The sequence below is a fragment of the Spirillospora sp. NPDC000708 genome (assembly GCF_040299565.1).
Taxonomy (GTDB): Bacteria; Actinomycetota; Actinomycetes; order Streptosporangiales; family Streptosporangiaceae; genus Spirillospora.
Genome location: NZ_JBEPCJ010000077.1, coordinates 1 through 23358, shown reverse-complemented (window position 1 = coordinate 23358; position 23358 = coordinate 1). Strand labels below are relative to the sequence as shown.

Here is a 23358-nt window from a genome sequence, read left to right as displayed (position 1 = left end):
TGGGTTCGTGGAGGGGTGACGGAAGGCAGGTGTGGACACGCCGGCTGTGTCAGGCGAAGGAGAAGTGCGCGGCGGCTTCGGTGGGAGTGATCGCTTGGCGGCGTCCGGGGACGTCGTGGACGCTGGTCGCGCCCTCGGCGCGCAGCTGGTCGGCACCGGCGTCCCGGGCCATGATGACGGCGTAGTCACGGACGTCCGCGGCGGCGAGGTCCGTGCGGCCTCGCTCGGCGTACTGCTGGAGGAGGTCGGTGACGTCCGGGTCGAATCGCAGCATGGTCACCGGGGCGTTGAAGCGCCTGGCGATGGCGATGAGCCGCGCGCGTGCCCGCGCCGTGACGTTCGTCGACTCGGCGACCGCGCTGCGCCCGGCGGCGAGCCTGGCGACGATCCTGCGGTCACGTTCCTCGAAGATCCGTGCGTCCGCCGCGTCGGATTCCGCTTGTGCGGGTGAGGTGCCGAAAAGCTCCGCGCGGATCTCGTCGCTGGACACCACGGCGTCCGCGTCGATCTGCCCGCGCGCGATCAGTGCCCGAACGAAGCTGGTCTTGCCCGAGGCCGGTGGGCCGACGAGGACGACGAGTCCCACCGGCACCCGGATGACGGGCGCGAGACCGTGGAGGCGGAGGTCACCTGCGCGGTCGAGGGCTTCCTCGGGGGAGCCGGCGGGCAGTCCGCGCAGGTGGTGCTGCGTCGGTTCCGGGGGGTTCTCGGGCACACGCCCATTCTGCCGGGTGCGGCGGCGGCCGCCCGTCCCCCGGAGATCGGGGGGTTGACGGGGCTTGCCCGTCGTGCGATAACAGCGTTACTGACCAAAAACGTTGTTATCGAGGACGGTATGGCGTCGAGCGCGTACGAGCTGGCCCAGCGGCAAGGGGACGAGGCGATCCGCACATCGCTGCTGGACGCCGCCAGCCGACTGCTGGCCGAAGAGGGACCGGGGGCGCTGGCGTTGCGCCGGATCGCCGCCGACGTCGGCTGCTCCACGACCGTCCTGTACCGGATGTTCGAGAGCAAGGCGGGGCTGATCGAAGCCCTGTACGTGGAGGCGTTCGAGCGGTTCCGGCGGCGGCTCGCGGCGGTGCCGGAGCGGTCCGACCCGCTGGAGCACCTCATCGACCTGGGACGCGCCTACCGGGACAACGCCCTCGCCGAGCGCAACTACTACCGGCTGATGTTCGGCGAGCCCATCCCCGGCTTCCGGCCGAGCGACGAGGCCCTGGTCCAGGCCGCGGAGACCTTCACGATCCTGCAGGACGCCGTGGCCGGCTGCGCCGCCGCCGGTCTGCTGACCGGCGGCGATCCGCGCCATGTCGCCGCGTCGCTCTGGGCCGCCATCCACGGCGTGGTCAGCCTCGAACTCGCCGGCCACCTCCCCGCCGACGCCGCCGAGGTCTTCGAGGCCACCCTCCTCGCCATGGGAGCCGGCCTGTTCCGCACCCCTTCCGCACCCGAGAAACGAGGCCCCTGATGCCCAGCCCGTTCCTGGAAGGCCCCTACGCCCCCGTCACCGAGGAGACCACCGCCCACGACGTGCCCGTCACCGGGCGCGTCCCCGCCGAGCTCAACGGCCGCTACCTGCGCATCGGCCCGAACCCGCTCGGGCTGGAGGACCCCGAGTCCTACCACTGGTTCCTCGGCGACGGCATGGTCCACGGCGTGCGGCTGCGCGACGGCCGCGCCGAGTGGTACCGCAACCGCTGGGTGCGGTCCCGGCGGGTGGCCGCCGGGCTCGGCGAGCCGTGGCCGGAGGGGCCGGTCTTCGACGACTTCGACTTCGCCCCGAACACCAACGTGATCGGGCACGCGGGCCGCACGTTCGCGCTGATCGAGGGCGGGTTCCGGCCGTACGAGCTGGGCCACGACCTCACCACCCTCGGCCCTTGCGACTTCGGCGGCACCCTCAAGGGCGGCTACACCGCGCACACCAAGAAGGACCCCGCCACCGGCGAGCTCCACGCGATCGCCTACTACTTCGGCTGGGAGCACCTCCAGTACACGGTGCTGAGCGCCACCGGGCTCGTCACCCGCTCGGTGGAGATCCCCGTCTCCGACGGCCCGATGGTGCACGACCTGGCGCTCACGGAGAAGTACGTGATCGTCTACGACCTGCCCGTCACGTTCTCCATGCCGCTGGCCGCCGACGGCGCCACCCTCCCCTACGCCTGGAACGACGCGCACCCGGCGAGGATCGGGCTGCTGCCCCGCACCGGCGACGCGTCCGACGTGCGGTGGATCGACATCGAGCCGTGCTGGGTGTTCCACACCATGAACGCCTACGACGACGGCGACCGGATCGTGCTCGACCTGGCGAAGTTCCCCAGCTTCCTGCGGGACGGCCGCCTGGAGGGCAACCCGCCGCCGGTCCTGGACCGCTGGACCATCGACCCGGCCGCCGGGACCGTCGCGCAGCGGACCCTCGACGACCGCGCCCAGGAGTTCCCCCGCGTCGACGAGCGGCTGACGTCCCGGCCGCACCGCTACGGCTACACCGTCGCCTCGGAGTCGTCGCCCGGCGAGCTCGTCGGCGACGGCCTCCTCAAGCACGACTTCCGGACCGGCCGCACCGACGTCCGCCGTTTCCCCGCGGACGCGGTGGTCGGCGAGGCCGTCTTCGTCCCGTCCGCGGCCGACGCCGCCGAGGACGACGGCTACCTGATGGTCCTCGCCTACGACGCCGACCGCGCCGCCACCGACCTCGTCATCCTCTCCGCGCAGGACTTCACCGGCCCGCCGGTCGCCGTCGTGCACCTCCCCGTCCGCGTCCCGCCCGGCTTCCACGGCAACTGGCTCCCCGACCGCTGACCGCCGCGCCGACGGGATCGGCGGGCGAGGTCAGCTGTCGAAGCCGAGGCCGAGGGTGTCCATGGCGCGGAGCCACAGGTTGCGCCGGCCGCCGTTGACGTCGGCGCGCGCCATGGAGCGGCGGGTCAGCTCGATGCCGAGCCAGCGCAGGGGTTCGGGCGGGAACGGGACGGGCTTGGTGCGCACCATCGCGAGCCGGGTGCGCGGCGTGTCCAGGCCGTCGAGCCGGTCGAGGATCACCTGGGCGGCGAAGCGGGTCGCGCCGACGCCGAGGCCGGTGAAGCCGAGCGCGTAGGCGGCGCGGCCCTGCGCGGCGGTGCCGAAGAACGCGGAGAACCGGGTGCAGGTGTCGATGGCGCCGCCCCAGGTGTGGGTGAACCGGACGTCTTCGAGCTGCGGGAACGTGCGGAAGAAGTTGCCGGCGAGGACGCGGAAGGTGTCGGGGCGCTGGTCGAGGTCCGCCGACATCCGGGAGCCGTAGTGGTAGACGGCGTCGTAGCCGCCCCACAGGATCCGGTTGTCGGCGGTCAGCCGGTAGTAGTGGAACCGGCTGCCCGAGTCGGCCATGCCGTGCCGGTTCCGCCAGCCGATGGCGCCGAGCTGCGCGTCGGTCAGCGGTTCGGTGACCATCGCGTAGTCGTAGACGGGGACGACGTACGGGCGGACCCGGTGGACGAGCGAGGGGAACGCGTTGGTGGCGAGGGCGACGCGGCGGGCGGCGACGCGGCCGTAGGCGGTGGTGACGACCATGCCCGGGCCGCGCGCGGCGAGGGAGGTGGCGGGGGTGCGCTCGTAGATGCGGACGCCGAGCCGGAGGCACGCGTCGCGCAGGCCCCAGACGAGCCGGGCCGGGTTGACGAGGGCGGTGCCGTCGCGGTCGAGGAGGCCGGCGAGGTAGGTGGGGGAGGCGACCTCGGCCCTGACCCGCTCGGTGTCGAGGAACTCGGGGGACAGGCCGTGGCGGCGCATGGCCTCGGCCTCCTCGCGCAGCTCCAGGACCTGGTGGGGGCGGGTGGCGACGTTGAGCTCGCCGGTGCGCTCCCAGTCGCAGCCGATGCCGTGCCGGCGCAGCGCGTCCTCGATCTCGTCGAGGTTGCGCATGCCGAGCCGTTCGAGTTCGGCGATCTCGCCGGGCCAGCGGGCGAGGCCGTTGCCGAAGCCGTGGGTGAGGCTGGACGAGCAGAACCCGCCGTTGCGCCCGGACGCGGCCCAGCCGGCCTCGCGGGCCTCGACGAGGACGACGTCGCGGCCGGGGTCGCGCTCCTTGGCGAGCAGGGCGGTCCAGAGGCCGCAGTAGCCGCCGCCGACCACGGCGAGGTCGGCGTGCTCCTCGCCGGCGAGGGCGGGGAGGGCCGCGGGGCGCGCGGGGTCGTCCAACCAGAAGGGGACGGGTTCGGCGTGCACGAGCGCGCGTGCGGGATCAGCGGCGATGGCCTGGGACATGCCACTAATTTAGCGACTTCCAGGCAAGATTTCACTAATCGAGTTGTCATGATCGAATGCGGCTACTGATTTAGTGGTCAGTGCGTGCCCCAGCGGTAGCTCTCCTTGCGCAGCTGGAGGTACACGAACGTCTCGGTGCCCGCGACCCCGGGGATGGAGCGGATGCGGGACGCCAGCACCTCCGCGAGGTGCGCGTCGTCGTCGCAGACGATCTCGCAGAGGATGTCGAAGCCGCCCGCGCACAGCACGACGTAGATCGTCTCCGGCATGTCCGACAGCGCGGACGCGACGGGTTCGAGGGGGCCGGAGACCCGGACCCCGACCATCGCCTGCCGGTGCCCGCCGACCAGCAGCGGGTCGGTGACGGCGACGATCTGCATCACGCCGGACTCGGTGAGCCGCTGCACCCGCTGCCGGACGGCCGCCTCCGACAGGCCGACCACCTTGGCGATCGCCCCGTAGGAGCGCCGGCCGTCCTCCTGCAGCTGCTCGATGATCTGCCAGGAGATGTCGTCGAGGTCCGGCCCGGCCGTGCTCTTCCTGCTCATGGCCCGCATCATCGCAGGCCGCCGCGCGGGCGGCGGGCGGATCCCCGCATCAGGGGACGCCACCGGCCGGAGCGGGACGGATCAGGAGAAGGCGGGCGGGGCGATGCGGGGCGCGCGGTCCTCTGAACGGGTCGCGCAGGTCGGCGCCCGCCATGGCGTGCAAGGCCAGCCGCGCGTCGGCGACGGTGCGGGCCATCGGACCCTGCGCGGCCCACGCCTGGACGGTGAGGGGCGGCTCGGGGTTCCATGCCTGCTCCTCGGGCTGCTGGGGGCGTCACGTGGGCCGGAGCGCACCGGCGATGGCGAGGAGCGTACGTGATGCAACGCTGATGTACAACGGTGTTGTATAACGCGACCTCCGGCGTTACCCTGCGGGCATGCCGGTGGAGATCGATATCGACCAGCGCCTCGCGACCATCGCCGACGCCACCCTGGACATCGTGGCGGCGGACGGTCTCGACGGCGTGTCCATCCGGGCCGTCGCCAAGCGGATCGGCGGCTCGACGACGCTCGTCACCAACTACCTGCCCACCAGGGAGGCGCTGCTGCGCAACGCGATAGAACACGCCATGCGGGACTGGGACGCCGAGCTGGACCAGGCCCTCGAAGGCACCCCCGCACCCGGGCGGCTGGCGGTCCTGGCCCGCTGGGCGTGCTCGACCACCGGCAACGACGAGGTGCTCCGCCGGCTGTTCCTGGAGATCCTCGGCCGCAGCGGCCGGGGGTCGGAGGCGCTCCAGCTCATCCGGGACGACGCGTGCCAGAACCTGGACGGGCTCGTCGACGCCGCGCGGGACGCGGGCGCCGCCGACGCCGCGTTCGCCGCCGACGTCCTGCACCTGGTGTTCCGCGGCTTCTACGTCTCCAGCCTGGAGGCGCCCGAGCGCTGGAACAGCGAGCGGATGGCCCCGCTCGTCGACCGGCTCGTCCGGATGCTGACCACCGGACCGTGACGAGCCACCGGACCGAGATGAGAGAGCGCGCTGATGGACCTCGACGCGAGGGCGGGCCGCGGGGGCGCCCGCTCAGCCACGCGCCCCCGTGTCGCCGGCCGGTTCCGGCTCGGGCGTTCCGGTGCCGTCCGTGCCCGCGGGCCGGTGCCGGGCCTCCAGGGCCGCGAGGAGCTGCGCGGCCAGGGCCTTCATCCCCGCCCGTCCCGGCGATCTCGCGTTCGAGCCGGCCGCAGCTGTCGTAGATCCGGCCGCGGAGCCGGACGTCGTGCATCGCGCCGGCCACCGCCTCGCCCTCGACGTCATGAGCGGCGACTTCCCCGAGTACGTGCCGGAGGCCCCCGCCGGCGCCGACCCGTGGACGTCCGCGCCCGGCGCCCCCGCGACGCGGCGCCTCACGCTCGGCGGCCCGGACCCGTCCCGCGTGCGCATCGGCCCCCGCTGACGGCGCGGCGCCCGCGCACCGGCGCGCTCAGGCGTAGGAGCCCTCGCCGAGGAACACCTCGATGAGGTCCCGGACGTCGTGGTCGGACTCGGCCGGGTGCCGGAACGGCCGGTCGCCGTTGATGGTGTAGGTGTTGCGGCGGCCGACGCGGGTCCGGACGAGGTACCCCGCCTCCTCCAGGTCCGTGATGATCAGCTGCGCCGCCCGCTCGGTGATCCCGATCTGGTCCGCGACGTCGCGGACGCGCAGGTCGGGATCCCGGGCGATGCAGATCAGGACCCGGGCGTGGTTGGTCAGGAACGTCCACGGCTTCCGGTCCTGCCGTGTCCTGGCGTCCTCCATCGGCGACCTCCGCTGTCCGGTGCTTCCTCCCGGCGGCGAGCGCGGGCGGAGCTCGAGCGGTGCCCCGCCCCGCCGGTGCGGGAGGTGTCGGCCACTCCGCCATGATACGACAGGGTTTTGCCGAATAATTTTTCCTGTAACATCTTTGCGGCAAGCAGGATCAGTAGTCGACGCCGTCGTCACGTGAGGAGGGTGCTTCACCATGCTCGTGCAGTCCGCCACGTCGCAGGTCACACCGGATCACTGCGCCGGTGAGTCCCTACGCGCGGAGTCCGCGCCGCGCGCCCGCCCCGCCCTCGCCTTCGAGACCGGCACCCGCGACGGCGCGACCGTCCTGATGATGAAGGGGCGGCTGGTCGCCGAGACCGTCGTGACCGCCGAGGCGAAGATCCTCACCACGACCGTGCTGGCCGGACGCCCCCTGAACCTGGTCCTCGACCTCAGCGAGGTCGACGCGATCGACCAGCACGGCACCGCGCTGCTGACCAAGACGCGCTTCACCGTCTCCGCCGCCAGGGGCGCCCTGCACCTCGTCGCCCCGCTCGGCGGAGCCGTCCACCCCGCGCTCAACCGGTACCTGCGCCGGATCTGCGTGCCGCGACTGGACGACGTCCCCGCCGCTGCGGGCGCGCACCCGCCGGACGCCGCCCGCTCAGCCTGAATCGGGAACCGCAGGTCGCATGCGGGCTCCAGAGGGGGGAGCCCGCACGCGATCGTCAGTTGTTGGTGTGGAGGTCGGTGTTCAGCGCGATCTTCGCGCCGTTGCGGGGCAGCGCCTCCACGGCGCCCGTGCCGGAGTTGCGGCGCAGCAGCAGCCCCGACCGCCCGGACAGCTCCGCGGCCTTGACCGCGGTGCCGTCCGGCAGGGCCACCTTGGTGCCCGCCGTCACGTACAGGCCCGCCTCCACCACGCAGTCGTCGCCGAGCGAGATCCCGATGCCGGAGTTGGCGCCCAGCAGGCAGCGCTCGCCGACCGAGATGACCTGCGTGCCGCCGCCCGACAGCGTCCCCATGATCGACGCCCCGCCGCCCACGTCGGAGTCCGCGCCGACCACCACGCCCGCGGACACCCGGCCCTCGATCATGGACGTGCCGAGGGTCCCGGCGTTGAAGTTCACGAACCCCTCGTGCATCACCGTGGTGCCGGCCGCCAGGTGCGCGCCGAGCCGGACCCGCGACGCGTCGGCGATCCGCACCCCGGACGGCACGACGTAGTCGGTCATCCGCGGGAACTTGTCGACCCCGTCCACCGTGACCGGGCCCCGCGCCCGCAGCGCCGTCCGGACCCGCTCGAAGCCGTCCACCGCGCACGGCCCGGCGCTCGTCCACACCACCGTCGCGAGCAGGCCGAAGATCCCCTCCAGGTTGACCCGGTGGGGGCGGACCAGCCGCGCCGACAGCAGGTGCAGCCGCAGGTACACGTCGTGCGCGTCCACGGGCGGGTCGGCGAGGCTGCCGATCTCCGTCCGCACCGCGACGGTCTCGACCCGCCGCGCCTCGTCCCGCCCGACCGCGACGTCCTCGCCGAACACCGCGCGCGCCTCGCCGGCGTCCAGCCGGCGGGTCCCCTTGCCGGCCTCCCCGGCGAGCCGCGGCTCGGGGAACCAGGTGTCGAGCACCGTGCCGTCGTCCGCCACCGTGGCGATGCCGTCGCCGACCGCTCCGTCTGTCACAAATCCCGTTCCGACCATGCCGAACACGGTAACGGCCCGCCCGCCCCCTCATGGCAGCCGGCGTGGACCGACCGGCGAGGGACGCCTCAGCGGTGCATCCGGCGCCAGGGGTTCTGCGCCTCGTCCACGGATTCGAGGAGGAGGCCGCGCACCCGGTCGGGGAGGGCCTGGATGTACGGCGTCACCACGGGCAGCGTCGAGGCGAGGCCGTCGAGGACCTGCTGGGCGGACGCGTCCTCGTGGGCGTCGGCGAAGCGCTCGGCGGCGGCCCGCTGCCGCATGCCGATGAATTGCGACGCCTTGATGAGGAACAGGGTCCTCACATGCTCGTGGAGGACGGCGAGGTTCCCCTCGGAAGGCTGGAAACCGGCCGTGCGGACGATGTCCTCCAGGTAGGTGGGGGAGAGGCGCGGGGCCGTCAGGCCGACGATGCCGGGTGGAAGGGTTCCGATGGACGCCAGGGACGGGTCCCGCCGTTTCCACATCCCGGGGAGCTTCATCCGGTTGAGCCGGTCGGGGCCGGCGCCGAGCGGGAACAGCCCCGACTCGGTGCCCGCCGGCGTCTTCCAGAAAGCGCCGAACACGAAATCGTCCTCGGTGTCGTGGAAGCCCACGACGCGGGCCGGGGGCTCGTCCGGCCCCAGCCACACGAACCCGGGCTGGTGGACCAGCGGCATGTGCTCGTAGGGCCGCTCGCCGTAGGACTCCACCGTCGCGGTGAGGGAGCGCAGGGCGTCGTCGAGCGCGAGCCCGCTGCGGAAGCGGCGCCCGGAGTCCAGGCGGAGGCACTGCGGGCCCGCGTCCGGCGGTGCGGCGGTGCCGGTCCGCGCGGCCTTGCGTCTGCCGAACAATGGCATCCAGACTCCTTGATCTTTTCGCACGCCATTTCGCGCGCCGCGAGCGCCACGCACCCGCCCCCGTTCATCGGCCAATGAACATCTATCACGGGGTATGAATGGCGACGATGACCGCCTGGAAAGGATCTCGTCCGTATCCGGCCAGCCCTTTATCGCCGGTGTAATTGCGGGTGCCGGGACCGGTGTTTCCCCGGAATTCAAGGAACGCCGCGAGGAAATGCCCGCCGCGCCGATGGCCGTGTGATAGCGGTAGGGTCCGGCGGGTGAACGATCATGTTTCCGCCGCGGACGGTCTCCGGCGGGCGGGCGAGAGGCTGGCCGCGACCTTCCGGAGCGTCCCGGACGGCGGCGGCCCCGGCCGGGAGCCGCAGATCCCGAGCGGTTCCTGCCCGGACGACTACAGCGCGCTGGTCTCCCGGACCGGCCCGGGAACCCTGGCGGGCGTGCTGCGGCTCCTCGTGCCGGGCGGCGACGGCGGTTTCGGCATGGAGGCCGAGCAGCGCGAGCACGAGCCGCCGCATCCGGAGGCGAGGCTCTGGGGCGTGTTCACCGGCGGGGAGACGTGCTGGTGGCTGCCGTTCGGCGACGATCCCGCCCGATGGCTGGTGGCGCTGGACGGGCACGGGCGGCAGCAGCTCAACCTCACCATCACCGAGTTCCTCGACGAGTGGCTCGACGGCCGGCTCGACCTGCCGGTGCTCGCGCCGCCGCCCGTCCCGCGCGAGCGCACGTTCACGCGTGCCGGGCACCCGGTCGCGGCACCGGCCGAGCCCGTCCGGGGCGGCGTCCGGGATCCCCTGGCCCAGCTGCGGACCATCATCGGGCCGGGCCGTCCGGCCACCGCCCGTGACGCCGGCTATGACTGGGAGGCCATCGAGCAGGAGCTGGGCGTCCCCGCGCTGCCCGCCGACTACAAGCGCCTATACGAGGTGTACGGCGCCGGCGGGCGGTTCGCCGTGAACGGCATCTTCGTCCAGGCCCCGGACGGCCTCGCGGAACACCTCGCGGAGTACGGCCACTATTACCGGAAGTGGGCCGAGAACTGCCGCAATCCCGCGCACCCCGATCGCCGCTACAAGGGGTATCCGGAGCCCGGCGGGCTGCTTTACTGCGGCAGCACCGAGGGACGCGACACGCTGTGCTGGGACACCGCCGGCCCGGACCCGGACCGCTGGCCCGTGGTGAACCTGGGCTACGGCGACATCGTGGAGTTCGGGCCGCTGACCGAGCTCCTCGTCGCCGAGCTGACCGGCGTCGGCCTGGACATGACGGACGCCTCCCTCGGCGACCCCGCGGAATGGGCGTGGCCGTTCTGGGGACCGCGCCCTCCCCGCACCTGAACGCGCCGGGCCGTTGCGGCGCGGGCGTTCGGGTGCGGAGGGTCCGTCACTTGCCCTTCGTGGGGAGGCGCAGCCGGATGACCGCTGACTGGTCGTTCGCTGTGGTGCACTTGGCCTCGCCGGATGGGCAGGTGTCGACGGCGAGGTACAGGTATCCGTTCGCGGTGGAGAGCGCTTCGGCTCCGGCGGTGACCGCGGACAGGTCGCCGTTCCGGCCGACCTGGTAGACGGTCTGCTGAGCGTTGCGCAGCGAGTCGCGGAACTCGCGCTGGGACTTGGTGAGGTCGCCGCTCCACCGGAATCTCGCGGAGATCCCGGTCGTGCCGTTGCCGGGCCGGGGGTCGCCGGCCCCGTAGTAGAGGCCGCCGGTGGCCCGGTCCACCGCGATGCTCGACGCATGTTCCCCGTCGCCGCCGCGCGGGGCGTCGACATATCCGTTGATGGCCTTGCCGAACGGCTTGAACGGTGCGTCCGGACGCTTGAGGGACGCCGTGTCGCGGGACCCGACGACGGGATAGATCCGTTCCGTCGCGGTGGCGATTCTCAGGATTCCGCGACCGGTGTGCACGTACAGGTTCCCGCTGTTCCACGCCAGCGGCGCGTTGCCGTCCTCGGGGATGTAGGTGTCTTCGGCGGGAGCACCGGTCTTCGGATCCAGGAGATTCGGATCCTTTTTGGGGAGTTCTTGCGTGGCATTCAGGGGAGTGCCCGCGACTCTGACCGTCCGGCCCGAACGCAGGCGGTGGACGAGGAGCGAATTGCGCTGGTTCTGCCGGTCGCTGAAGAACACGGTCCCGTCGTCGGCGACCGCCACCCCGTTCACGGACACAGGCGGGACCCGCTCCGCAGGCGTCCGGTCCGTGAGAGGGCGCTCGCGCGCCGTCGCGACGACCCTGGTCGCCTGCCCGTCCCTGGTGACCCTCCACAGGCCCTCGGCGTCGAGCGCCAGATAGAGACTGCCGTCCGGCGCGGTGGCCGCCTGAACCGCCTGGCCCAACGCCTCTGCGTTGAACCGGTCCAGAGCGGGGACGCGCACCCGCGCGACGGCTCCACCGGGATCGGCCGTCCAGAGTTCGAAGCCTTGGGAATCCACCGTGAACAGGGCGACGTTCCCGTGCTCGTCAGTGGTCATGCTCTGCACTTCCCCGGGCACCTTTCGCTGCGGTCCGCCGCCGCTGTCGGAAGTACCGGCTCCCAGCACGAATTCGACCGATGCGCCACTGGAGGAGCCGCGGACCGCGAAACCGACGACGACGGCCGCCACGATGATGACCGGGACGAGCACCGCGAGGAACCAGCGGCGCCGCGCCAGGATGGGAATCTGAATGACCGGCCTCCCAGTGCATCGTTCGCCTTCCCGGCCGGGGGTAGCGCGGAAGTGACGAAAGCGGCGGCATCCTACCGGTCGCCGCACCACCGGTCGCCGCCGCGCCTCAGCGGTAGTCTTCCAGGCCGTCCGCGAGTTCCTCATCGTCGCCGTCGCGGAGCGCGTAGAGGGCTTGCTGCAATGCGAACGTGCCGCGGATCGCGGCGATGCGGGTACGGAGTCCGTGGTTCGACAGGCTGCCCAGGGCGAGCACCCGCTCCAGGAGCTCGGGGCCGTAGCCGGCGCCGATGGCCGCGAGGTCCTCGGCCGGGTCGCCGAGTGCGACATCGTCCCAGTCGAGCACTCCGGAGAGGCGCGGCAGCCCGTGCGTCCACTCCCACAGGACGTTCTCGGGACCGAGGTCGCCGTGGACCACTGCTCGGGTGAGGTGGGGGAGGCCGTCGAGCGCTGTGAGTTCCCGATCCGCCCGTAGCCGCCCGCTGTCGGACATGAGCTGGAACAGCTCCGCGCGCACGTTCTCCGCGAACAGCCGCCACCGGCCTTCTGATGCCTGAGGTAGAACGGCCCGTACCGTCTCGTCGGTGCCCGCACGGGCCAGACCGGACAGCAGCATGGCGTACTGCGCCGCCACGGCGTCGAGCACGCGGGCATCGTTGAGGGCGTCGGCCTCCAGCGGTTCCCCGGGAATGCGACTGAGCACCAGGAACGGCGTCTCGCCGGTGTCGTGCGCGCCGCCCCGGAGCAGCGGCTCAGGTGTGCGGAAGCCGAGGTCGAGGCCCGCGAGTGCGTGCAGCGCGGCCGCCCGCTGGGGCAACCGGGCGGCCGCCGCCCGCGTGCGAGGCAGGCACACGACGCGGTCCGAGCCGATGACCACGATGTGGAATTGCCCCTGGCGTACGGCAAGGCCGTCCGGTCGGTCGTCGGGCAGCAGACGGTCCAGCAGAGCGCGATGCGTCGCAAGGATGCTCACGAGCGTGACCTCTGGGTCCTTCGATGGATCGGAGGCGATGTGCACGAAGCACGGCCAGCTGGAATGCGGACGGCCCGGCGGCCGGGCCGCCGGGCCGTCGAGGAGCTGTGTCGTGGGGTCGGGTCAGGGGGACGTGGTGCGCTTGATGCGCGCCAGAAGGGCGGCGAACTCGCCGGCTGTGAGGGTGAGGTGCCCGCCATCGGGGTCCTTCGAGTCCCGCACGCCGACGCCGACCCCCGGTGCAAGACGTCCCAGCTCAACGCACTGGTTGTCGTTCACGCCGCCGGTGTACGCGCTCTTGCGCCACTGGATGCCCATGACCTAACGCTCCGCGTTCTGCTTGATCTGGCTGACGACGTCCGCGAACTGTACGGACGTGAGAGTCAGGTGCCCGCTGTCGGGATTCTTCGAGTCCCGGACCCCGATGCCGACCTCCGGCGCCAGTCGTCTCAGCTCAACGCAGTGCTGGTCGTCCGCTCCGCCGCTGTAGGAGCTCTTGCGCCACTGCATGGTCTCAGTGCTCCGTGTGTCGCTTGAGCTGGTTGATGATGTCCGTGAATTGCGCGGGGGTCAGGGTGAGGTGCCCGCCATCGGGGTTCTTCGAGTCCCGGACCCCGATGCCAACCTCCGGCGCAAGACATCCCAGCTCAACGCAGTGCTCGTCGTCCGCCCCGCCGCTGAATGAACTCTTGCGCCACTGCACGATCATTGGTAACTCTCCAAGTACCGTTTGATGATCTCGCGGGAGGCTTCAAGGGAAGCCGCCGTCGCGCCTATGCGATCGAACTTAACGGACAGTTCGCGGACCTCGCCAGGCGTCTCGATCAAGCGTCCTCCGTTCTGCGCGCCCGAGTACGCGATGTCGCGGCTCTCTAGGCTGAGTACCTGCAGGGCACCATCGACGCCGAGGTGTGCGCCGGACTTGAAAGGGATGATACGCAGGCTGATCTGAGGTAGATCAGCCAGCTTCAGCAGGTGATCAAGTTGTGCTCTCATCACCGATGCGCTGCCGACCACGCGGGCTAGGACGCTCTCGTCTAGGACGGCCCACATCTCCACGTCGGTCCCCCTATCGAAGAACGACTTCTTGCGGGCGGTCCGCCTTTCCATGGCGGCCTCGAAGTCCTTCGGTGTTCCCGATTGGACGTAGGCCCAGGTGTACTCGTCGGTCTGGAGGGCGAGCGGGATCACCTGGCCGTGGTAGGTCCTGATGATGTGGGCCTCTTCCTCGTACTTGACGAGTTGGCGGCCCCAGTCCGGGTCGTGGGCCATTCGGGCGAACCAGAGCAAAAGCTGAAATAGCCATCCGGTTCCGTAATGCTTGTCGAGTGCCCGCATGTGGTCTTCCTGCGGCCGCCGTCGCCCCGCCTCGAAGTTGGATACAGTGCCGCGCTGCACGCCCATTATCTCGCCGCACTGGGTGAGTGACAGTCCCATCTTCTCTCGCCAAAACCGCAGGTAGAAGGCCAGGAAGTGCCACATGGAGAGCTTCGGGTTGAGGGGGTCGCGGACGATCGGCATCGCTCTCTCCTGTATCCGGATCGGGGGACTACAGGCACAACGTAGAACGACCGGGTGATCCTTGCCACAAGAAATCGAAAACGTTGGCGAGGGTGGGGACGATGGTGATGACGGCGGCGGGGGATTTGATCATTCCCATGCTCGCGACGCCGGCGACGGTGGGGCTGGCGCGTACTCTTGCGGACGCGTGGATGTGCAAATGGGGATATTCGCGCATTCTTGACGATGCGCTGCTGATCGTCTCCGAACTCGTCACGAACGCGGCGCGCGAGACGCCGCACAAGGAGATCCGCTTCCAGCTCAGCCGGGACGCGCAGGGGGTCGTCATCGCCGTCTGGGACTCCGGTCTCGGCGCGCCGCGTCCGAAGCCGTTCCGGAGGCTCACCCTCGAAGACCTCGACCTCTCCGCGGAGGCGTTCGACGACAACGGCGGCTGGGGCCTGCACATCGTCCAGTCCCTCTCGACCCGCTGCGGCGCGACCCAGGACCCGAACGGCGGCAAGTGGATCTGGGCCCGCCTGTCTCCGTGAATCCGCTCCGGTCGACGGCCGGCGCCTGGGGACCCCGGTCAGCGCGGGGCGGTGTCGGTCCAGCCGGACGCCAGGTTCACCACCGAGTTGATCGGCGAGCCCGGTGCGCGTCCCGCGTTCCCGCCCGCCGGCTTGAGGACGAGCTGCTCGTAGGCCAGGGCGGTCCCGGACGCCTGGTCGATGATCAGGCGGTGCTCCAGGTCCCCGTCGGAGGTGTGCTCGTCGATCGCGACCGCCGTGCCCTGGCGCCCCTCCGCGTCCCGCACCGAGCCGATCGTCCGGACGGTCGGCAGGTCGGCGATCATCCGGAAGGCGGCCGCGCGGACCCGTGGGGTCACCGGCATGGTGAGGATGATGTCGCGGGCGACCGAGAACATCCAGGAGTCGCCGGTCTTGTTCCTGGTCAGCGGCTCGGTGTCGCGGCCGGACCTGCCGAACCGCTCGAGGAGCAGCCGCTTGAGGCGGTTCGGGTCGGCGGGCAGCGCACGCAGGTCCTTCATGGTGACGTTGCCGCCGAGCGAGAAGATCGCCCCGTCGGGCGGGAGGGCCCGGCAGGCGGTGGTCGGCGCCCCCGCCGCCAGCTTGAGCGTCATCGGCGCGAACCCCTTGCGGTCCATGGGGATCGCGAAGGTGGCGGGGGAGCCCGCGCGGCGCCAGGCCGCCTGGTCGGCGGGCCCGGCCGGGCGGGTGCCGAGATCCTGCCGGCGGCCGCAGTCGCGCCCGGTGGGGCCGCTCGGCGTCCAGCCTTCGAAGCGCCGCGCCCAGACGACGGTGTAGTCGCCGGTCGGCGCGTGCAGCCGGTAGTAGAGGCGCGAGGTGCTCGTATCGTGCCAGTACCCGCGCATCGTGTCGTCGTGCCGTTCGGCGCTCCGCGCCGCTGCGAGCAGCACCGTCCGAGCGGCCGGGGGCGGTGCGGTCGATCGGTGCGGTCCGGTCTCCGGCGACGCCCCCAGGACGGGCACCGCGACGGCCACCGCAGCGGCGACGGCGGTGAGGCCGAAGCCGCCGGCCCACAGGCGCTTCCTGCCGGCGGCGAGGCCGCGCGGGCGCCGGGAGGCGGCCCCGCCGGCGATGTCCCGCTGCACATGGGCGAGCGCCGCGGCGGTCTCCTGTTCGGTGGGACGCGGCCGCCCGAGGGCTTCGCGCACCAGGTCGATCTCGTTCATCGGTCTGACTCCTCGGTGATGAGCGTGGGGTCCACCCCGCCCAGGGCGTCACGGAGCTTGCGGCGGGCCCGGTTCAGCCGGGAGGCCACCGTTCCGGGCTTGAGGCCGAGCGCCTCGGCGACCTCGGGATAGGTGCAGTCGCCGAGGGCGACCAGCAGCAGCACGTCGCGGTCCCCCGGCGACAGGCCGCGGAGCGCCTCGGCGAGGCCGCCCCGCACGAGACCGGCGCTGACCTGGGCCACGACCTGCTCCTCATGCCCCGTCTGGGGACCGGCGGCGGGCGTTCTGGCGAGCGTCCGCAAGTAGCGGGCCTCGCCGCGCCGGTGCGTCGCCACCAGGTTGGTGGCGATGCCGAACAGCCACGGCCGCAGGGCGCCGCGCGCCGGGTCGTACCTGTCGCGCCGCCGGTAGGCCGTCAGGAACGTCTCCGCGGCGATGTCGTCGGCGGCGTCGGGGCCGAGCCGTCCCGCGACGTACCGGTGGACGTCGGGGAAGTGGCGGTGGAAGATCTCAGCGAACTGCTCAGGCTCATGCCACGATGCCTCGATCCCCACGGCGTCGTCGCGGAGCGGGTCCGCGGCGGCGGGGGTGTGGCTCATCGTCACCTCGTCCTTCGCTGGGGCGATCGGTCACCCCTACTCCGCCGCCCGTGCAGCAACCCTTCACACGGACAGGACCCGGCGGCGCGCCGCAGCTCAACGAGAGGGCGCGTTGCTGGTGACGGCGTGGGCGAGGCGGGTCAGGGACGCGGTGATCTGGGGCGGGGTCAGGCCCTGGCGGCGTTGCTCGGTGTAGACGTCGGGGGCCAGCGGGGCGAGCAGGGCGTCGGTGAGGGCGGCCGGGTCCGGGGTTCCCGCCTCGGTCAGCAGCATCCGGACGTGGGCGCGCCAGAAGCCGTAGGCGCCGGCGGCGAAGCGCGCCGCGCCCTGCTCCGCTCCGAGGACGAGCGCGATGTGGTCTTCCAGCAGCTCGACCATGGCGGCGTAGAAGGCGGCCAGCCGGTCGCCGGGGGGCGCGCCGGGGCCGAGCGGCGGGTCGCCGCGCAGCAGGCGCTCCTGGAGCGCGCGCTCGTGCTCGTCGAGGAGCGCCCGCGCGATCGAGACGGTGTCGGGGTAGCGGCGGTAGAGCGTGCCCCGCCCGACGCCCGCGGCCTTGGCGATGTCGTCCATGGTCACGGCGCGCGGGTCGCGGGAGGCGAACAGCTCTGCGGCGGCGGCCAGCACCTTGGCGCGGTTGCGGGCCGCGTCCGCGCGCTCGCGCGGCGGGTGGCCCGCGGGACGTCCGCTGAGCAGGTCGGTACGGGGCTCCATGACGGCGACTCTAGTAGCGATGTGGACAAAGTGTCCACATCGTTGCTACGGTCGAGCCGACTTCAAGCGGACATAGTGTCCAGTTATGAGGAGGCTGCTCATGGCCACGCTGCTGCACCTGGACGCCAGCGCCCGGCGCCGCTCGATCAGCCGCGAGATCGGCGACGCCTTCGCCGGGTCGTGGCGGGCCGCCCACCCCGGGGGGACGTACGTCCACCGGGACCTGGCGGCCGAGCCCGTCCCGCACATCGGCGAGGCGTGGACGGAGCTGTGCGACCACGTCCTCGCGCACGGCATCACCGACATCGACCGCTACAAGGAGGCCGTCCGCACGCCGGAGCAGGCCGAGGCGTGGGCGGTCGTCGAGCCGCTGCTGTCCGAGCTGGTGGCGGCGGACGTCATCCTGATCGCGACGCCGATGTACAACTACTCGGTCCCGTCGTCGCTGAAGGCGTGGCTCGACCAGGTGACCTTCCCGCGGATGTCGCTCGCCGGACGGCGCTTCGTGGTCGCCACGGCGCGCGGCGGCGCGTACGGCCCCGGCGCGCCGAAGGCCCGCTTCGACCACCAGGAGCGCTTCCTCCGCGACTTCTTCGCCGGTCACTTCGCCGTCGAGGACGCCGTGTTCGTCGCCGCCGATCTGGCCAACTCCCGCGTCGACCCGGCCCTCGCCCACCGCCGCGCGGAGCACGACGAGCTGTACGCCGCCGCGCTCCGCACGGCCCGCGACCTGGGCAAGGAGTACTGATGAACTGGCTCGTCCTCGGGCTGGCGGGGCTGGTCGAGATCGCCTGGGCGCAGAGCATCAAGCCGACGCAGAGCTTCACCAGGCCGCTGCCGACCCTGGTCTGCCTGGTCCTCATGGTGGCCGCGGTCTGGCTGCTGGCCCAGGCGATGCGCACGCTCCCGGTCGGCACCGCGTACGCGGTCTTCACGGGCATCGGCGCGGTCGGCGCGATCGCGCTGGGCGTCGTCGTCCACAAGGACCCGCTGACGGCCGGGCGCATGACCGCGCTCGCCCTCATCGTCGCCGGCCTGGTCCTCGCCCGCGTCACCGGCTCCGAGTGACGCGCTCAGCGGGCGGCGAGGGCGGCCGGCGCCCTCGGTCAGGTCGCGGCCATCGTGGCGAGCAGGGCCAGGGACCGCTCGTCCGGTGAGCCGGGCCGGGCGTGGTGGACGGTGAGCACTTGGCCGTCCTCCAGCGGCATCGCGTGGAAGCGGAGGCTGATCACACCCAGCTCCGGGTGCCGGAAGCTCTTCGCGCCCGCCGTGGTGGTGTGGACGTCGTGGCGGGCCCACAGTTCCCGGAACTCCTGGCTGCGCAGCGAGAGTTCGCCGATGAGCTCCGTCAGCTCGGGGTCGTCCCGCTCGGTTCCGATCCGGGCCCGGAAGTTGGCGACCGCGTCGGACGCCGCCGCGTTCCAGTCCACATGCGTCTCCCGCGTCCCGGGGTCCAGGAACACCGCGCGCAGCAGGTTGGTCCCGGGCACGTAGCAGGAGGCCAGCTCGCACGCCAGGGCGTTCGATCCGACGACGTTCATCCGGCGGCTGGTCACCGTGGCCGGTGTGGTCGTCCAGGCGTCCAGCAGTTCCTGCACCATGTCCGACACCCGCTCCCGGGTGCGGGTGGCGGTCGGTGCCGGGCGGGCCAGAGCGTACAGGTGCTCCGTCAGTTCCTCGTCCAGCCGCAGCGCCCGGGCAAGCGACTCCAGGACGCTCTCCGAGGGGCGGTGGCCACGTCCCTGCTCCAAGCGCACGTAGTAGTCCGCGCTCACTCCCGCCAGGAAGGCCAGTTCCTCGCGCCGCAGCCCCGTCACGCGGCGACGGGCGTCGCCGGCGTCGTCGAGGCCCACGTCCTTGGGCCGGACCAGGGCTCGGCGAGCCCGGAGGAATTCTGCGAGAGCGGCGTCGTCCATCGCTTCAGGCTACGTCGGGCCGTCCCGTACGAGGGTGGCCCTGCGATTCCCAGTCATCGGCCACCGATGGTGGAACGGCGCGGTCCGCCCGCAGCATGGGGGCGTCGTGAACGAGAGGAGATCCACCATGCGAACGGTCAACGGCTGGGCCGCCCAGGCACCCGGCTCGGCGTTGGCGCCCTGGCGCTTCGAGCGCCGTGAGCTGCGACCCACCGACGTCGCGCTGCGAGTGACGCACGCCGGGGTGTGCTTCACCGACCTGGAGCACGTGCGGCCCCGGCCGGGCCACGAGCGGCCGGACATCTTTCCGCTGGTGCCGGGCCACGAGATCGTGGGCGATGTGACGGCCGTCGGCAGCGCGGTCACCCGCTTCCGGGTCGGCGACCCGGTCTGCGTGGGGAACATCGTCGACTCGTGCGGGGTGTGCGAGGCATGCCGCAGCGGTGATCAGGAGTTCTGCGCGGAGTTCCCGACACTGACCTACGGGGGGCGCGACCGGCGCGACGGGTCCCTGACCCAGGGCGGATTCAGCGACGAGTACGTGGCCGACCAGGCGTTCGTGTACCGCCGCCCCGAGGGGCTCGACCCGGCCGGCACCGCGCCGCTGATGTGCGCGGGGATCACCACCTGGGTGCCGCTCAGGCGCTGGGAGGCCGGCCCGGGGCGGACGGTCGGCATCATCGGCCTCGGCGGGCTCGGGCACGTGGCGGTGAAGCTGGCCAAGGCGCTCGGCGCCGAGGTCGTGGGCTTCACCACCTCACCCGGCAAGGCGAAGGACATGCTGGAACTCGGTGCCGACGACGTGGTGGTGTCGACCGACGCCGAGGCCATGGCCGGGCAGCGCGGGCGGTTCGACTTCATCCTCGACACCGTCCCCTTTGCGCACGACCTCTCGCCCTACCTGACGGCGCTCCGCTTCGACCGGACCCTGTGCACGCTCGGCATCGTGCCGGAGCTGTCCTTCACACCTCAGGCCCTCCGGTTCGGGCGGAAACGGCTGGCGGGCGCGGGCAGCGGCGGCATCACCGACACCCGGGAGATGCTCGACTTCTGCGCCGCCCGCGACCTGACCGCGACCGTGGAGGTACTGCCCGTCGCCGAGGTCGACACGGCACTGGACCGGCTGGCCGCGGGCGACGTCAGGTACCGGTTCGTCCTCGACCTCACGGCCTGACGATCTGAGGCCGGCGCGGAGAAGTGGAGCGGGACGTCGACGACGGTGGGGCCGCCGGCCTGGTGCATCAAGGGATGTTGCGGAGGGTACTGATGAGGCCGAGGAGGGTGGAGTGGGTTTCGGGGCCCGCGTCGGCCGGGCCGGTGCGGCCGCTCTCCTCGCCGGCCCATGTTTTTCGCGGGGTTCTGCACGGGGCCGCAGCCCAGCCGTGCAAGGCGGATCCGCATCCTGGACCTGACCTGGTCAAGAACTGGGTTTCTACAAACACTTGACTCATTCAAGAAAACGAGGCAGCCTGTCGGACGTGGCCACGACCGTGGAGATCCGGCAGATGCTGCGCGGGGCCGCTCTCCGCGTGACCCGTCCGCGGGTCGCGGTGCTGAGCGCGGTGCACGCGCATCCGCACGCCGACACCGAATCGATCATCAGCGCCGTGCGCGGGGACGTCCCGAAGGTCTCCCACCAGGCGGTCTACGACTCGCTGCGCGCGCTGACGGACGCGGGCCTGGTCCGGCGGATCCAGCCGGCCGGCTCCGTCGCGCGCTACGAGGCGCGCGTCGGCGACAACCACCACCACATCGTGTGCCGGTCCTGCGGGACGATCGCCGACGCTGACTGCGCGACCGGCGAGGCGCCCTGCATGACCGCGTCCGACGACAGCGGATTCTCGATCGACGAGGCCGAGGTCACCTACTGGGGCCTGTGCCCCGACTGCTCCACCGCTCACCGTTCCTCATCCGCCAACCTCGCGTAGCCCTGGAGGGAACCCCATGTCCGAGAACAACGAAGCCGCCGCGGGCCAGTGCCCTGTCGCGCACCAGCGCGCCCCGCACCCGACGCAGGGCGGCGGCAACCGCGGCTGGTGGCCCGACCGGCTCAACCTGAAGCTCCTCGCCAAGAACCCGCCGGTGACGAACCCGCTGGGGGAGGACTTCGACTACGCGGAGGCGTTCAACAGCCTCGACCTCGCGGCCGTGAAGCAGGACATCGCGACCGTGCTCACGGACTCGCAGGACTGGTGGCCCGCCGACTTCGGCAACTACGGGCCGCTGATCATCCGCATGGCGTGGCACAGCGCGGGCACCTACCGCGTCAGCGACGGCCGGGGCGGCGCCGGCGCGGGCCAGCAGCGCTTCGCGCCCCTCAACAGCTGGCCGGACAACGCGAGCCTCGACAAGGCCCGCCGCGTGCTCTGGCCGGTGAAGAAGAAGTACGGCCGCAAGATCTCGTGGGCCGACCTGATGATCCTCGCCGGCAACGTCGCGCTGGAGACGATGGGCCTGAAGACCTTCGGCTTCGCCGGCGGCCGCGAGGACGCCTGGGAGGCGGAGGAGGACGTCTTCTGGGGCCCCGAGACGGCGTGGCTGGACGACGAGCGCTACAGCGGCGACCGTGACCTGGAGAAGCCCCTCGCCGCCGTGCAGATGGGCCTCATCTACGTCAACCCGGAGGGCCCGAACGGCAACCCGGACCCGCTCGCCGCGGCGCGCGACATCCGCGAGACCTTCGCCCGCATGGCGATGAACGACGAGGAGACCGTCGCGCTGATCGCCGGCGGCCACACCTTCGGCAAGACGCACGGCGCGGGCCCGGGGGACACCATCGGCGCCGAGCCGGAGGGCGCCCCGCTGGAGGACCAGGGCCTCGGCTGGAAGAACAGCCACGGCACCGGCAAGGGCCGCGACTCCCACACCAGCGGCCTCGAGGTCACCTGGACCAGCACCCCGACCAAGTGGGACAACAGCTTCTTCGAGATCCTCTTCGGGTACGAGTGGGAGCTGGACAAGAGCCCGTCCGGGGCGAACCAGTGGCGGCCGAAGAACGGCGCCGGGGCGAACACGGTGCCCGACCCCGAGGACGGCACCCTCAACCGCGCGCCCGGGATGCTGACGACGGACCTGTCGCTGCGCTTCGACCCGATCTACGAGCCGATCGCACGGCGGTTCAAGGACAACCCCGAGGAGTTCGCGGACGCGTTCGCGCGCGCCTGGTTCAAGCTGACCCACCGCGACATGGGGCCGATCCAGCGCTACCTCGGCCCGGAGGTGCCGAGCGAGACGCTGGTCTGGCAGGACCCGGTCCCGGCGGTCGACCACGAGCTCGTCGACGCGCAGGACATCGCCGCGCTCAAGGCCCGGCTGCTGGACTCCGGCCTGTCGGTGTCCCAGCTCGCCGCCACCGCGTGGGCGTCGGCCGCCTCGTTCCGCGGCACCGACAAGCGCGGCGGCGCCAACGGCGCGCGCATCCGGCTGGAGCCGCAGCGAAGCTGGGAGGTCAACAACCCGGCCGAGCTCGCGACCGTGCTGCGCACGCTGGAGCAGGTCCAGGAGGCGTTCAACGCCGAGCAGACCGGCGGCAAGAAGATCTCCCTGGCCGACCTGATCGTGCTCGGCGGCTGCGCCGCCGTCGAGAAGGCGGCCAAGGACGCCGGCCACGACATCGAGGTGCCGTTCACGCCGGGACGCACCGACGCGTCGCAGGAGCAGACCGACGTCGAGTCGTTCGAGGTGATGGAGCCGACGCACGACGGGTTCCGCAACTACCTCGCGAAGGGCAACGTCCTGCCGGGCGAGTTCCTCCTCATCGACCGGGCGAACCTGCTCACCCTGAGCGCCCCGGAGATGACGGTGCTCCTCGGCGGCCTGCGGGTCCTCGGCGTGAACCACGGGCAGTCCGACCTCGGCGTCCTCACCGACCGGCCCGGTCAGCTCACGAACGACTTCTTCGTGAACCTGCTCGACATGGGCACGGTGTGGAAGGCGGCGAACGAGGAGTCCGAGATCTACGAGGGCCGGGACGCCTCGGGCGAGGTCAAGTGGACCGGCAGCCGGGCCGACCTGGTGTTCGGCGCGAACTCCGAGCTCCGCGCGGTCGCCGAGGTCTATGCCTCCGACGACGCCAAGGAGAAGTTCGTCGAGGACTTCGTCGCGGCGTGGGACAAGGTGATGAACCTCGACCGGTACGACCTGAAGCGGGCCTGACACGACGGCGGCCGGGGCCCCGGCCCGCGGGGCCGGGCCCCGCCCGGCCGGCCGGGGGGGGGT

General features: G+C 72.0%; 30 protein-coding genes. 13 read left to right on the top strand and 17 right to left on the bottom strand.

The annotated features are described in order from the left end of the window. Positions 1 to 49: 49 nt before the first annotated feature. A complete protein-coding gene (locus tag ABT299_RS38770) occupies positions 50 to 715 on the bottom strand; it encodes an AAA family ATPase (protein ID WP_500253779.1) in 666 nt (221 codons plus the stop codon). Between the two features lie 120 nt (positions 716 to 835). On the opposite strand from ABT299_RS38770, the gene ABT299_RS38765 reads away from it, so the two are divergent. After that, positions 836 to 1468 carry a TetR/AcrR family transcriptional regulator gene (locus ABT299_RS38765; protein WP_500253778.1) on the top strand — a complete coding sequence of 211 codons (633 nt, stop codon included), beginning with the start codon at positions 836 to 838 and terminating at the stop codon, positions 1466 to 1468. Further along, a complete protein-coding gene (locus ABT299_RS38760; RefSeq protein ID WP_500253777.1) occupies positions 1468 to 2802 on the top strand; it encodes a carotenoid oxygenase family protein in 1335 nt (444 codons plus the stop codon). The genes ABT299_RS38765 and ABT299_RS38760 overlap by 1 nt, the downstream gene beginning before the upstream one ends. Before the next feature lie 30 nt (positions 2803 to 2832). Here the strand turns inward: ABT299_RS38760 and ABT299_RS38755 are convergent, their stop codons facing one another. The 3 genes from ABT299_RS38755 to ABT299_RS38745 all read right to left on the bottom strand — a co-directional run bounded on the left by ABT299_RS38755 (position 2833) and on the right by ABT299_RS38745 (position 4989). Further along, positions 2833 to 4245 carry an NAD(P)/FAD-dependent oxidoreductase gene (locus ABT299_RS38755; RefSeq protein WP_500253776.1) on the bottom strand — a complete coding sequence of 471 codons (1413 nt, stop codon included), beginning with the start codon at positions 4243 to 4245 and terminating at the stop codon, positions 2833 to 2835. A 77-nt stretch (positions 4246 to 4322) separates the two neighbouring features. Then, a complete protein-coding gene (locus ABT299_RS38750; protein ID WP_433240157.1) occupies positions 4323 to 4793 on the bottom strand; it encodes an Lrp/AsnC family transcriptional regulator in 471 nt (156 codons plus the stop codon). Positions 4794 to 4842: 49 nt separating this feature from the next. Next, positions 4843 to 4989 (bottom strand): hypothetical protein, encoded by a 147-nt coding sequence (locus ABT299_RS38745; RefSeq protein WP_500253775.1) that lies wholly within the window; start codon positions 4987 to 4989, stop codon positions 4843 to 4845. Between the two features lie 181 nt (positions 4990 to 5170). On the opposite strand from ABT299_RS38745, the gene ABT299_RS38740 reads away from it, so the two are divergent. Both ABT299_RS38740 and ABT299_RS38735 read left to right on the top strand, forming a co-directional pair. After that, positions 5171 to 5746 (top strand): TetR/AcrR family transcriptional regulator, encoded by a 576-nt coding sequence (locus ABT299_RS38740; protein WP_500253774.1) that lies wholly within the window; start codon positions 5171 to 5173, stop codon positions 5744 to 5746. Positions 5747 to 6011: 265 nt separating this feature from the next. Beyond that, complete coding sequence (locus tag ABT299_RS38735) at positions 6012 to 6188, top strand: hypothetical protein (RefSeq protein WP_500253773.1); 177 nt, start codon at positions 6012 to 6014, stop codon at positions 6186 to 6188. Between the two features lie 27 nt (positions 6189 to 6215). Here ABT299_RS38735 and ABT299_RS38730 read toward each other — a convergent pair whose 3' ends face one another. Continuing rightward, positions 6216 to 6530, bottom strand: a complete 315-nt coding sequence (locus tag ABT299_RS38730; protein ID WP_190855658.1) for a helix-turn-helix transcriptional regulator — start codon at positions 6528 to 6530, stop codon at positions 6216 to 6218. A gap of 202 nt (positions 6531 to 6732) precedes the next feature. Here ABT299_RS38730 and ABT299_RS38725 point away from each other — a divergent pair, with 202 nt between their 5' ends. Further along, positions 6733 to 7191, top strand: a complete 459-nt coding sequence (locus ABT299_RS38725; RefSeq protein WP_500253772.1) for an STAS domain-containing protein — start codon at positions 6733 to 6735, stop codon at positions 7189 to 7191. A 55-nt stretch (positions 7192 to 7246) separates the two neighbouring features. Here ABT299_RS38725 and dapD read toward each other — a convergent pair whose 3' ends face one another. Together dapD and ABT299_RS38715 are read right to left on the bottom strand one after the other, a co-directional pair. After that, positions 7247 to 8203: a 2,3,4,5-tetrahydropyridine-2,6-dicarboxylate N-succinyltransferase gene (gene dapD, locus ABT299_RS38720; protein WP_347256633.1), complete on the bottom strand. Its 957-nt coding sequence runs from the start codon at positions 8201 to 8203 to the stop codon at positions 7247 to 7249. An 86-nt stretch (positions 8204 to 8289) separates the two neighbouring features. Further along, positions 8290 to 9060, bottom strand: a complete 771-nt coding sequence (locus ABT299_RS38715) for a hypothetical protein (RefSeq protein WP_500253771.1) — start codon at positions 9058 to 9060, stop codon at positions 8290 to 8292. A 94-nt stretch (positions 9061 to 9154) separates the two neighbouring features. Between ABT299_RS38715 and ABT299_RS38710 the strand changes: the two genes are divergently transcribed. Then, positions 9155 to 9304, top strand: a complete 150-nt coding sequence (locus tag ABT299_RS38710; RefSeq protein WP_500253770.1) for a hypothetical protein — start codon at positions 9155 to 9157, stop codon at positions 9302 to 9304. Between the two features lie 19 nt (positions 9305 to 9323). After that, positions 9324 to 10400, top strand: a complete 1077-nt coding sequence (locus tag ABT299_RS38705; RefSeq protein ID WP_500253769.1) for an SMI1/KNR4 family protein — start codon at positions 9324 to 9326, stop codon at positions 10398 to 10400. A 46-nt stretch (positions 10401 to 10446) separates the two neighbouring features. Here the strand turns inward: ABT299_RS38705 and ABT299_RS38700 are convergent, their stop codons facing one another. From ABT299_RS38700 to ABT299_RS38675, 6 genes are all read right to left on the bottom strand, one after another. Then, the gene (locus ABT299_RS38700; protein WP_500253768.1) at positions 10447 to 11817 is read right to left on the bottom strand and encodes an SMP-30/gluconolactonase/LRE family protein; all 1371 of its coding nucleotides are present in this window, start codon (positions 11815 to 11817) and stop codon (positions 10447 to 10449) included. Between the two features lie 16 nt (positions 11818 to 11833). Next, the gene (gene vph, locus ABT299_RS38695) at positions 11834 to 12697 is read right to left on the bottom strand and encodes a viomycin phosphotransferase (RefSeq protein ID WP_500253767.1); all 864 of its coding nucleotides are present in this window, start codon (positions 12695 to 12697) and stop codon (positions 11834 to 11836) included. A gap of 123 nt (positions 12698 to 12820) precedes the next feature. Next, positions 12821 to 13015 (bottom strand): DUF397 domain-containing protein, encoded by a 195-nt coding sequence (locus ABT299_RS38690; RefSeq protein WP_500253766.1) that lies wholly within the window; start codon positions 13013 to 13015, stop codon positions 12821 to 12823. A gap of 3 nt (positions 13016 to 13018) precedes the next feature. Next, a complete protein-coding gene (locus ABT299_RS38685; RefSeq protein ID WP_500253765.1) occupies positions 13019 to 13207 on the bottom strand; it encodes a DUF397 domain-containing protein in 189 nt (62 codons plus the stop codon). A gap of 4 nt (positions 13208 to 13211) precedes the next feature. After that, positions 13212 to 13406 carry a DUF397 domain-containing protein gene (locus ABT299_RS38680; protein WP_500253764.1) on the bottom strand — a complete coding sequence of 65 codons (195 nt, stop codon included), beginning with the start codon at positions 13404 to 13406 and terminating at the stop codon, positions 13212 to 13214. Further along, positions 13403 to 14218 (bottom strand): helix-turn-helix domain-containing protein, encoded by an 816-nt coding sequence (locus tag ABT299_RS38675; RefSeq protein ID WP_500253763.1) that lies wholly within the window; start codon positions 14216 to 14218, stop codon positions 13403 to 13405. The genes ABT299_RS38680 and ABT299_RS38675 overlap by 4 nt, the downstream gene beginning before the upstream one ends. Before the next feature lie 101 nt (positions 14219 to 14319). Between ABT299_RS38675 and ABT299_RS38670 the strand changes: the two genes are divergently transcribed. Further along, positions 14320 to 14748 carry an ATP-binding protein gene (locus ABT299_RS38670; protein WP_387032194.1) on the top strand — a complete coding sequence of 143 codons (429 nt, stop codon included), beginning with the start codon at positions 14320 to 14322 and terminating at the stop codon, positions 14746 to 14748. A 38-nt stretch (positions 14749 to 14786) separates the two neighbouring features. Here the strand turns inward: ABT299_RS38670 and ABT299_RS38665 are convergent, their stop codons facing one another. From ABT299_RS38665 to ABT299_RS38655, 3 genes are all read right to left on the bottom strand, one after another. Further along, the gene (locus ABT299_RS38665; RefSeq protein ID WP_500253762.1) at positions 14787 to 15914 is read right to left on the bottom strand and encodes a CU044_5270 family protein; all 1128 of its coding nucleotides are present in this window, start codon (positions 15912 to 15914) and stop codon (positions 14787 to 14789) included. After that, the gene (locus tag ABT299_RS38660) at positions 15911 to 16513 is read right to left on the bottom strand and encodes an RNA polymerase sigma factor (RefSeq protein ID WP_500253761.1); all 603 of its coding nucleotides are present in this window, start codon (positions 16511 to 16513) and stop codon (positions 15911 to 15913) included. Before ABT299_RS38660 ends, ABT299_RS38665 begins: the two co-directional genes overlap by 4 nt. A 96-nt stretch (positions 16514 to 16609) precedes the next feature. Further along, positions 16610 to 17224 carry a TetR/AcrR family transcriptional regulator gene (locus ABT299_RS38655; RefSeq protein ID WP_500253760.1) on the bottom strand — a complete coding sequence of 205 codons (615 nt, stop codon included), beginning with the start codon at positions 17222 to 17224 and terminating at the stop codon, positions 16610 to 16612. Between the two features lie 85 nt (positions 17225 to 17309). On the opposite strand from ABT299_RS38655, the gene ABT299_RS38650 reads away from it, so the two are divergent. Together ABT299_RS38650 and ABT299_RS38645 are read left to right on the top strand one after the other, a co-directional pair. Next, positions 17310 to 17972, top strand: coding sequence for an FMN-dependent NADH-azoreductase (locus ABT299_RS38650; protein WP_500253759.1), 663 nt, complete (start codon positions 17310 to 17312; stop codon positions 17970 to 17972). Beyond that, positions 17972 to 18292 carry a DMT family transporter gene (locus ABT299_RS38645; protein WP_500253758.1) on the top strand — a complete coding sequence of 107 codons (321 nt, stop codon included), beginning with the start codon at positions 17972 to 17974 and terminating at the stop codon, positions 18290 to 18292. Before ABT299_RS38650 ends, ABT299_RS38645 begins: the two co-directional genes overlap by 1 nt. Positions 18293 to 18330: 38 nt before the next feature. Here the strand turns inward: ABT299_RS38645 and ABT299_RS38640 are convergent, their stop codons facing one another. Then, complete coding sequence (locus tag ABT299_RS38640) at positions 18331 to 19140, bottom strand: helix-turn-helix transcriptional regulator (RefSeq protein ID WP_500253757.1); 810 nt, start codon at positions 19138 to 19140, stop codon at positions 18331 to 18333. A 127-nt stretch (positions 19141 to 19267) separates the two neighbouring features. Between ABT299_RS38640 and ABT299_RS38635 the strand changes: the two genes are divergently transcribed. From ABT299_RS38635 to katG, 3 genes are all read left to right on the top strand, one after another. Beyond that, the gene (locus ABT299_RS38635) at positions 19268 to 20314 is read left to right on the top strand and encodes an NAD(P)-dependent alcohol dehydrogenase (RefSeq protein WP_500253756.1); all 1047 of its coding nucleotides are present in this window, start codon (positions 19268 to 19270) and stop codon (positions 20312 to 20314) included. Positions 20315 to 20645: 331 nt separating this feature from the next. Then, positions 20646 to 21068, top strand: coding sequence for a Fur family transcriptional regulator (locus ABT299_RS38630; protein ID WP_190855924.1), 423 nt, complete (start codon positions 20646 to 20648; stop codon positions 21066 to 21068). 16 nt (positions 21069 to 21084) lie between these two features. Then, positions 21085 to 23295 (top strand): catalase/peroxidase HPI, encoded by a 2211-nt coding sequence (katG, locus tag ABT299_RS38625; RefSeq protein ID WP_500253755.1) that lies wholly within the window; start codon positions 21085 to 21087, stop codon positions 23293 to 23295. The last annotated feature ends 63 nt before the right edge of the window (positions 23296 to 23358 follow it).

Coding starts and splice junctions, on each gene's coding strand:
- ABT299_RS38765 (WP_500253778.1), top strand. CDS start 836: ATGGCGTCGAGCGCGTACGAGCTGGCCCAGCGGCAAGGGGACGAGGCG.
- ABT299_RS38760 (WP_500253777.1), top strand. CDS start 1,468: ATGCCCAGCCCGTTCCTGGAAGGCCCCTACGCCCCCGTCACCGAGGAG.
- ABT299_RS38755 (WP_500253776.1), bottom strand. CDS start 4,245: ATGTCCCAGGCCATCGCCGCTGATCCCGCACGCGCGCTCGTGCACGCC.
- ABT299_RS38750 (WP_433240157.1), bottom strand. CDS start 4,793: ATGAGCAGGAAGAGCACGGCCGGGCCGGACCTCGACGACATCTCCTGG.
- ABT299_RS38745 (WP_500253775.1), bottom strand. CDS start 4,989: ATGGCCCGCACCGTCGCCGACGCGCGGCTGGCCTTGCACGCCATGGCG.
- ABT299_RS38740 (WP_500253774.1), top strand. CDS start 5,171: ATGCCGGTGGAGATCGATATCGACCAGCGCCTCGCGACCATCGCCGAC.
- ABT299_RS38730 (WP_190855658.1), bottom strand. CDS start 6,530: ATGGAGGACGCCAGGACACGGCAGGACCGGAAGCCGTGGACGTTCCTG.
- ABT299_RS38725 (WP_500253772.1), top strand. CDS start 6,733: ATGCTCGTGCAGTCCGCCACGTCGCAGGTCACACCGGATCACTGCGCC.
- ABT299_RS38715 (WP_500253771.1), bottom strand. CDS start 9,060: ATGCCATTGTTCGGCAGACGCAAGGCCGCGCGGACCGGCACCGCCGCA.
- ABT299_RS38710 (WP_500253770.1), top strand. CDS start 9,155: ATGAATGGCGACGATGACCGCCTGGAAAGGATCTCGTCCGTATCCGGC.
- ABT299_RS38690 (WP_500253766.1), bottom strand. CDS start 13,015: ATGGGCATCCAGTGGCGCAAGAGCGCGTACACCGGCGGCGTGAACGAC.
- ABT299_RS38685 (WP_500253765.1), bottom strand. CDS start 13,207: ATGCAGTGGCGCAAGAGCTCCTACAGCGGCGGAGCGGACGACCAGCAC.
- ABT299_RS38680 (WP_500253764.1), bottom strand. CDS start 13,406: ATGATCGTGCAGTGGCGCAAGAGTTCATTCAGCGGCGGGGCGGACGAC.
- ABT299_RS38675 (WP_500253763.1), bottom strand. CDS start 14,218: ATGCCGATCGTCCGCGACCCCCTCAACCCGAAGCTCTCCATGTGGCAC.
- ABT299_RS38670 (WP_387032194.1), top strand. CDS start 14,320: ATGGTGATGACGGCGGCGGGGGATTTGATCATTCCCATGCTCGCGACG.
- ABT299_RS38665 (WP_500253762.1), bottom strand. CDS start 15,914: ATGAACGAGATCGACCTGGTGCGCGAAGCCCTCGGGCGGCCGCGTCCC.
- ABT299_RS38660 (WP_500253761.1), bottom strand. CDS start 16,513: ATGAGCCACACCCCCGCCGCCGCGGACCCGCTCCGCGACGACGCCGTG.
- ABT299_RS38655 (WP_500253760.1), bottom strand. CDS start 17,224: ATGGAGCCCCGTACCGACCTGCTCAGCGGACGTCCCGCGGGCCACCCG.
- ABT299_RS38650 (WP_500253759.1), top strand. CDS start 17,310: ATGAGGAGGCTGCTCATGGCCACGCTGCTGCACCTGGACGCCAGCGCC.
- ABT299_RS38645 (WP_500253758.1), top strand. CDS start 17,972: ATGAACTGGCTCGTCCTCGGGCTGGCGGGGCTGGTCGAGATCGCCTGG.
- ABT299_RS38640 (WP_500253757.1), bottom strand. CDS start 19,140: ATGGACGACGCCGCTCTCGCAGAATTCCTCCGGGCTCGCCGAGCCCTG.
- ABT299_RS38635 (WP_500253756.1), top strand. CDS start 19,268: ATGCGAACGGTCAACGGCTGGGCCGCCCAGGCACCCGGCTCGGCGTTG.
- ABT299_RS38630 (WP_190855924.1), top strand. CDS start 20,646: ATGCTGCGCGGGGCCGCTCTCCGCGTGACCCGTCCGCGGGTCGCGGTG.
- katG (WP_500253755.1), top strand. CDS start 21,085: ATGTCCGAGAACAACGAAGCCGCCGCGGGCCAGTGCCCTGTCGCGCAC.